Annotated in this window: 6 protein-coding genes; 4 read left to right on the top strand and 2 right to left on the bottom strand. The window is 64.1% G+C overall.

Annotation, left to right across the window (positions count from 1 at the left end; all coding sequences use genetic code 11):
* Nucleotides 1–101 precede the first annotated feature (101 nt).
* Entirely contained in the window at nt 102–488 is a 387-nt protein-coding gene (locus ACTHNE_RS17590; protein WP_440269922.1) for a sensory rhodopsin transducer, read from the top strand.
* Between the two features lie 2 nt (nt 489–490).
* The gene (locus ACTHNE_RS17585; protein ID WP_324941101.1) at nt 491–1,504 is read left to right on the top strand and encodes an SDR family oxidoreductase; all 1,014 of its coding nucleotides are present in this window, start codon (nt 491–493) and stop codon (nt 1,502–1,504) included.
* 270 nt (nt 1,505–1,774) lie between these two features.
* Here ACTHNE_RS17585 and ACTHNE_RS17580 read toward each other — a convergent pair whose 3' ends face one another.
* Both ACTHNE_RS17580 and ACTHNE_RS17575 read right to left on the bottom strand, forming a co-directional pair.
* Nucleotides 1,775–3,679, bottom strand: coding sequence for a glycoside hydrolase family 15 protein (locus ACTHNE_RS17580; protein WP_440269921.1), 1,905 nt, complete (start codon nt 3,677–3,679; stop codon nt 1,775–1,777).
* Between the two features lie 34 nt (nt 3,680–3,713).
* Nucleotides 3,714–4,427: a DUF4396 domain-containing protein gene (locus ACTHNE_RS17575; protein ID WP_440269920.1), complete on the bottom strand. Its 714-nt coding sequence runs from the start codon at nt 4,425–4,427 to the stop codon at nt 3,714–3,716.
* A 369-nt stretch (nt 4,428–4,796) separates the two neighbouring features.
* On the opposite strand from ACTHNE_RS17575, the gene ahpC reads away from it, so the two are divergent.
* Nucleotides 4,797–5,360 (top strand): alkyl hydroperoxide reductase subunit C, encoded by a 564-nt coding sequence (gene ahpC, locus ACTHNE_RS17570; RefSeq protein WP_440269919.1) that lies wholly within the window; start codon nt 4,797–4,799, stop codon nt 5,358–5,360.
* 160 nt (nt 5,361–5,520) lie between these two features.
* Nucleotides 5,521–7,104, top strand: a complete 1,584-nt coding sequence (ahpF, locus tag ACTHNE_RS17565; RefSeq protein WP_440269918.1) for an alkyl hydroperoxide reductase subunit F — start codon at nt 5,521–5,523, stop codon at nt 7,102–7,104.
* Nucleotides 7,105–7,211: the final 107 nt, after the last annotated feature.

The raw sequence follows: 7,211 nt of genomic DNA, 5'->3' as shown, positions 1-7,211 counted from the left end.
ATCATGACCGAAGCCCCCGTGCAACTGCATAAGGACTACGACACCGACGCCGGCCTCGCGCTGTCTAAGGCAACACTGAATAAGCACAAGGAGAACTCCTGATGATCGCCACGCATACTGTCGGCAGCCGTTGCTGGGCCATCGCCGAAGGCTACATCCCCATCGATGAAAAGCCGAACGACGATCCGCGCCTGATGAGTCACGAATCGGCCTGCCTGCTCAACACCAACGACCGGGAAGCGCAGGTGACCCTGACGCTGTATTTCAAGGATCGCGAACCGGCCGGCCCGTACCGCGCCACCGTGCCCGCGCACCGCACGCTGCATCTGCGCTTCAACGATCTTTCTGATCCCGAACCCGTCCCTCGCGACACCGACTACGCCACGCTGATCGAATCGGATCTGCCCATCGTGGTGCAGCACACGCGCCTGGATGCGCGGCAGGAGGCGCTCGCGCTTATTTCCACCATCGCCTACGCAGGTGACTGACCATGACCAGGAAACCCGAAGTAGTGGTGATCACCGGCGCCTCCGCCGGCGTCGGCCGCGCCACCGCGCAGCGCTTCGCCAAAGACGGCGCGCGCGTGGCCTTGCTCGCACGCGACAACCCCGCGCTGGAACACGCCGCCAATGAGGTGCGCGAACTGGGCGGCACGGCGCTGCCGATTGCGTTGGACGTCTCCGATGCGGCGCAGGTGGAAGCGGCGGCCGAACGCATCGAGCAGGAGCTGGGACCGATCGATATCTGGATCAATTCGGCGATGGCGACCGTGTTTGCGCCGGTCAGCGAGACGCCCGCCGAAGAATTCCGCCGCGCCACCGAGGTGACCTACCTCGGCACCGTGCACGGCACGCTGGCCGCCTTGAAACGCATGCGCAGCCGCAACCGCGGCAGCATCGTGCAGGTAGGCTCGGCCCTCGCCTATCGCGCGATTCCCCTGCAGGCCGCGTACTGCGGCGCCAAGTTCGCCATCCGCGGCTTCACCGACGCGTTGCGCGTGGAACTGCTGCACGACCGCAGCAAGGTGCATGTGACGATGGTGCAACTGTCCGCCTTCAACACGCCGCAATTCGAATGGGCGCGCAACCGCCTGCACGGACGCCCGCAACCGGTGCCGCCGATCTTCCAGCCGGAGCTGGCGGCCAAGGGCGTGCATTGGGCCGCGCATCACCGGCGGCGCGAAGTGTGCGTGGGCTTCCCCGCGGTGAAGGCGATCGCGATCAACAAGTGGTTCCCGTCGCTGGTCGATCGCGTACTGGCACGCAAGGGCTATCAGGGCCAGGTCGACATGGAACCGGTGCCGGAGGAACGTCCGGACAATCTGTTCGACGCGGCGCCGGTGGATTACGGCACGCACGGGCGCTTCGATGCGCGCGCCAAATCGCACAGCATGCAATGGTGGCTGACGTCGAATCGCAATGCGGTATTGCTTGGTATTGGCGCGCTGGCGGCGGTGGCGTTTTCGCGCAGGATGCCGAGGAATCCGTTGCGGCGGGAGATGTAGGTGTGGCTGCCTGATGGTCATTTCGGGCGAAGCCGCGCCTCTTGATCTCGCCTCATCGTCATTCCGGCGAACGCCGGAATCCATGGTGACCGTTGCGGAGAATTTTCATGGGCCGATGCATACCGCTTGGATACAAATGGATTCCGGCCTTCGCCGGAATGACGATGAGGTACAGCAAGGCTTGTCCAAATAGGCCCCATTTCCCCGGGACAGTGGCCTCAACGCTCTGACAATCTGCACCAATCTTTTTTCGAAGCGGAAGACAACCGCCTACCCCAGCCCCAGCGCGGCAAGATCCAGCAGCCACTCGTCCGCGCCGATCTCGGCATGCGGCGCCTGCCTGGCTCGCTTGGCCTCCTCCATCATCCGCACTGCGTGCTGCACACGGTCGGCATGCGTGCCTTTCAAAGCCTCGGGGCCGCCGTGTTCGACGAAATCGAGCAGCACCGCGCCATGGATCAAGGCCAGATGCGATAGCGCCTGCGGAAAATTGCCCAGGAATTGCCCGCTTTGCGGATCGAGCTCTTCCGCGTACAGGCCCACGTCGTTCGCCTGCTGCAGCATGGTTTCGAACCAGTCCTGCGCCTCCTTTTTTTTCCCGGTAAACAGCAAGGCATCCAGCAGCCAGAAACCACAGGCGATGAAGGTGCCTTCGTCGCCATCGAGTCCGTCCCGGCCGCGGTACCGGTACACGCCGCGCGGCGTGGCCAGCTTGGCCATCACCTCGTCGATAGTGGCCTGAAGGCAGCCGGGCAGCAGCGGGAAATCGAGCGTAGGCGTGCGCAGCAAGACCGCATCGACCAGGTCGCTGCCGTAGCATTTGCGCAGGTAGCCGCGCGGTGCGATGCCGCGCCGGTGCACGTCTTCCACCATCGCGCGCATCACGTCGTCGTAGTCGTGGCACTTGAGCAAGACTTGCGCGCGGTCCAGCGCCACCCAGCACATCATCTTGCCGTAGACGAAATGCCGCGGCTCGTCGCGTTCTTCCCAGAAGCCCTGCCCCGGTTCGCACCAGTGCTCGGCCACGTAATCGGCCGTGCGCCGCAGCAGTTCCAGCTCCGGCGGGCGCAGGCTGCCGCCGAGTTCGCAATGCAGGGTCAGCCAGTCCATCACCTCGCCGTACACGTCGAACTGGCGCTGGCGATGCGCGGCGTTGCCGATCCGCACCGGACGGGCGCCGCCGTAACCGCGCAGATGCGTGAGCTCGCGCTCGGTGAGGTCGTGTTCGCCATGGATGCCGTAGACGATCTGCGTGGGAAACACCGCGCCGGTGCCGCAGTCGAAGAGAAACTTGCGAAACGCCTCCGGCTCCTCGCGATAGCCCAGCACGGACAAGGCGAACAGGCTCAAGGTGGAATCGCGCACCCAGCTCAGCCGGTAATCCCAATTGCGGCTGCCGCCGAGCACTTCCGGCAACGAGGTGGTGCCGGCGGCGACGATGGCGCCGCTCGGCGCGTAAGTGAGCAGCTTCAGGGCCAGCGCGCTGCGCTCGACGGCGTCGACGTACGGGCCCTTGTAGCCGCAGCGGCCGATCCACGCTTTCCAGTAGGCCACGGTGATGGCGAGCAGCCGATCCAGCCTGGCAAGCACGTCGGACGGCATTGCGCAGTGCCCGGCCATCAGCACTAGCCGCAATTCATCGCCGGCGCGCACATGCATCACGGCGCTTATGTGCCCATCGTCCACCTCGATCGGATGGCTGCACAGCAGGCTTGCACCGTTCAAGGCCACGCCGTGGTCGATCCGGCGCACGTCGGGCTCGCAAGTGCCCCAGCCCACGCCCGGCAGCATATCGAGCTTGATATCCAGCTCGCCTTCGCTGGCGCGGATGATGCGCACCAGCCACGGCAATGGCTGCAGGCGCACGAAATCGTCGGGCGCGGCGTCCGGGTGGCGGCCCAGCGGCATGAAATCGGTCACCGTCGCGCTGCCCGCCGCCGTGGTGAAGGTGGTTTCCAGCACATTGGTTTTCGGCAGGTAGCGGCGCGTGACCTCGAAAGGATCGGCGGGGCGCGTATCCAGGTAGCCGCCGATGTGGTCGTCCAGCATCCGGAAGCACACCGGCGCGGCGTCGAAGCTCTCCAGCGCGCACCATTCCACGCGCGCTTCCCTGGAGATCAGCGCAATGCCGTGGCAATTGCCGACGACCGCGTAGTCGCGGATGTCGGTGGGCATTTGCAGATCGTCGCTATGCATCGCCGAATCCGCGTTACATGGCCGCCTTGATGCCGGCACGGATCAGCCACGCATTCACCGGATAGCTGGTGATGAAGCCGCCGATCATCGCCCACTGCATGGCGAACCAGAACTCCGGCATGCCGGCCGATACCGGCGCATGCAGCAAGGGCTTGAACACTTCGAACTGCAGCAGCGCCATCACCCCATACATGCCCAGCTGCCAGGCGGTAAGCGAGAGGCTGTCCGCCTTCAATGCGGCGACGATGCCCTCCCTGGGCGAAAGCTTTTTCATGGGCACGATCGAGAAATACTGGAAGGCGATGCCGGCGGCGTAGGCAAGGATGAAATCCAGCACCCACGCGGCGAACAGCTTTTCCTGAAACAGCCAATGCCAGCCGAACCAGGTGGCCGCCGCGGGAAAGATCAGCAGCAAGGTCTCTGCCACGATGTCGCCGACCGCGCATCCACTGCCACAGTGCAGCGTGCCCTTGGCCACCATCACCGGGAACGGCGCCGGTTCGCGCTCCGCTTCGGTGGCATCCTCCGCATCCCGCACGCCGTAGCAAAAGTAGGCGATCAGCACCAGCACCGAACCGAACAGCGCGCAGATCGGCCATACCGCGTCCATGATGCCCATGCGCTGGGGATGGCCATTGATGTGCGCGAAGATCACCGCCGCGCAAAGGCTTGCCAGGCCAAGCGAGCCGAGCGCGAGAAGGTGCAGCCACTGGATTGCGTCATGCATCGATCGGCGCCAGTCCGATTGTCGAGCTTGATGCATTAAGCAATCCGAATCGTGCAGGCGGTGTCGTTACGCCATCGACGCGGCGTGGACCCGGCACCGCTGCCCCCGCACGCCTTGACGGGGGCTGGATGCCGCAGCGACTACCTTGCGCACTTCACCCGGTTTCAGCCCGCCATAGGCATTGGCGACCCCGCCGCCGGACCGTGCCCGCTTTGAAATACCCGCCGGGTACCCTCATATGCGAGGACGTTGCGGGTAGGACACTGATAGGCTCGATGAATCATTCTTATCCCAACAATCAATTGGCTCTTTCAATCGAGCTCCCGTATCTTTGCAAGCCTCACCACCCACCAACACGGAAAACAGCCGATGTCGTTGATCAACACCGCAATCAAACCGTTCAAGGCCAACGCTTATAAAGATGGCAAGTTCATTGAAGTGACCGACGCCTCGCTGAAGGGCAAGTGGTCCGTGGTCGTGTTCTACCCGGCCGACTTCACCTTCGTGTGCCCGACCGAACTGGAAGACCTGGCCGACCACTACGCCGAATTCCAGAAGCTGGGCGTTGAGATCTACGGTGTTTCCACCGACACCCATTTCGCGCACAAGGCATGGCACGACACCTCCGATGCGATCAAGAAGGTGAAGTACACGCTGGTAGGCGACCCGACCGGTACTCTCACTCGCAACTTCGACGTGATGATCGAAGAGGAAGGCCTGGCCCTGCGCGGCACCTTCGTGATCAACCCGGAAGGCCAGATCAAGCTGTGCGAAATCCATGACAACGGTATCGGCCGCGACGCTTCCGAACTGCTGCGCAAGGTGAAGGCCGCCCAGTACGTCGCCTCCCACCCGGGCGAAGTGTGCCCGGCCAAGTGGAAGGAAGGCGCCGCCACGCTGAAGCCGTCGCTGGACCTGGTCGGCAAGATCTAAGTTTCAAGCTTGGCGATTCCCGCAACGGGAATCGCCGCGGGCCCGACTTCCCCCTCCCGCCGGGCCCGCACCCTTTACCCGAAGCACACGCCGCCCATCCAGTTTTTATCGGATGCCGGTGGCGCCTGCTCCACATTCAAGTCATTGATGGAGACACACCATGCTGGACAACGATCTGAAAGAACAACTCAGGGCCTATCTGGAAAAGGTGACCCATCCGATCGAGCTGGTCGCTTCCGTCGATGACAGCGCCGCCTCGCAGGAACTGCTCGGCTTGCTGCGCGATATCGAATCGCTGTCGCCGCAGGTATCGCTGCGCACCAATGGTAACGAGGCACGCAAGCCATCGTTCGCCATCACCCGCGCCGGCACCGACGTGAGCGTGCGCTTCGCGGGCATTCCGCTCGGCCACGAATTCACCTCGCTGGTGCTGGCGCTGCTGCAGGTCGGCGGCCATCCGCCCAAGGCCGAGCCCGACGTGATCGAGCAGGTGCGCAACCTCGAAGGCGAGTTCGTGTTCGAGACCTTCATGTCGCTCAGCTGCCACAGCTGCCCGGATACGGTGCAGGCGCTCAACCTGATGAGCGTGCTCAATCCCAACATCAAGCACGTCGCCATCGACGGCGCGCTGTTCCAGGACGAAGTGACCGAGCGCCAGGTGATGGCCGTGCCCACCGTGTTCTTGAACGGCCAGCCGTTCGACCAGGGCCGCATGACGATCGAACAGATCGTCAGCCGCCTGGACACCAAGGCCGCGCAGCGCGATGCGGAAAAGCTCAACGCCAAGGCGCCGTTCGAGGTGCTGGTGGTGGGCGGCGGCCCGGCCGGCGCCGCGGCGGCGATCTATGCGGCGCGCAAAGGCATCCGCACCGGTGTAGCGGCCGAGCGCTTCGGCGGCCAGGTGCTGGATACGATGGCGATCGAGAACTTCATCTCCGTCTCCTACACCGAAGGCCCCCAGCTCGCTTCCGCGCTGGAAAACCACGTGCGCGAATACGATGTGGACGTGATGAACCTGCAGCGCGCCGAAGCGCTGATCCCGGCCACGGAAGAAGGCGGCCTGATCGAAGTGCGCCTGGCCAATGGCGCGTCGCTGAAGTCCCGCACGGTGATCCTTTCCACCGGCGCGCGCTGGCGCAACATGAACGTGCCGGGCGAGCAGGAATATCGCAACAAGGGCGTCACTTATTGCCCGCATTGCGATGGCCCGCTGTTCAAGGGCAAGCGCGTAGCGGTGATCGGTGGCGGCAACTCCGGCGTGGAAGCGGCGATCGACCTGGCCGGCATCGTCGAGCACGTCACCCTGTTCGAATTCGACAGCAAGCTGCGCGCCGATGAAGTTCTGCAACGCAAGCTGCGCAGCCTGCCGAACGTGAAGGTGATCGTCAGCGCACAGACCACCGAAGTGCTTGGCGACGGCAACAAAGTGACCGGCCTGGCTTATATCGATCGCACGAGCGGCCAGAGCCAGCGCGTAGACCTGGAAGGTGTATTTGTGCAGATCGGCCTGCTGCCGAACACCGAATGGCTGAAGGGCACGCTGAAGCTGACACCGCGCGGCGAAATCGAAGTGGATGCTCGCGGCGAAACCTCGGTGCCGGGCGTGTTCGCGGCGGGCGACGTGACCACCACGCCGTACAAGCAGATCGTGATCGCGATGGGCGATGGCGCGAAGGCTTCGCTGAGTGCGTTCGATTATCTGATTCGCCTGCCGGTGGTGGAAAAAGAAGAAATGGCGGCCTGATTGCGAGATGCAGTCCCCTCCCCTACGTGCAGTAGGGGAGGGCCAGGGTGGGGTGAAGCAACCTCGCGGCAAACTCGCTGGCGCGGCAAGCGCTCGCAACCCCACCC

It is taken from the genome of Dyella sp. (assembly GCF_051954575.1).
Classification (GTDB): domain Bacteria; phylum Pseudomonadota; class Gammaproteobacteria; order Xanthomonadales; family Rhodanobacteraceae; genus Dyella_B.
Note: the sequence above shows the minus strand (reverse complement) of the source record. Positions and strands in the feature narration are given on the sequence as shown.

Coding starts and splice junctions, on each gene's coding strand:
- ACTHNE_RS17590 (WP_440269922.1), top strand. CDS start 102: ATGATCGCCACGCATACTGTCGGCAGCCGTTGCTGGGCCATCGCCGAA.
- ACTHNE_RS17585 (WP_324941101.1), top strand. CDS start 491: ATGACCAGGAAACCCGAAGTAGTGGTGATCACCGGCGCCTCCGCCGGC.
- ACTHNE_RS17580 (WP_440269921.1), bottom strand. CDS start 3,679: ATGCCCACCGACATCCGCGACTACGCGGTCGTCGGCAATTGCCACGGC.
- ACTHNE_RS17575 (WP_440269920.1), bottom strand. CDS start 4,427: ATGCATGACGCAATCCAGTGGCTGCACCTTCTCGCGCTCGGCTCGCTT.
- ahpC (WP_440269919.1), top strand. CDS start 4,797: ATGTCGTTGATCAACACCGCAATCAAACCGTTCAAGGCCAACGCTTAT.
- ahpF (WP_440269918.1), top strand. CDS start 5,521: ATGCTGGACAACGATCTGAAAGAACAACTCAGGGCCTATCTGGAAAAG.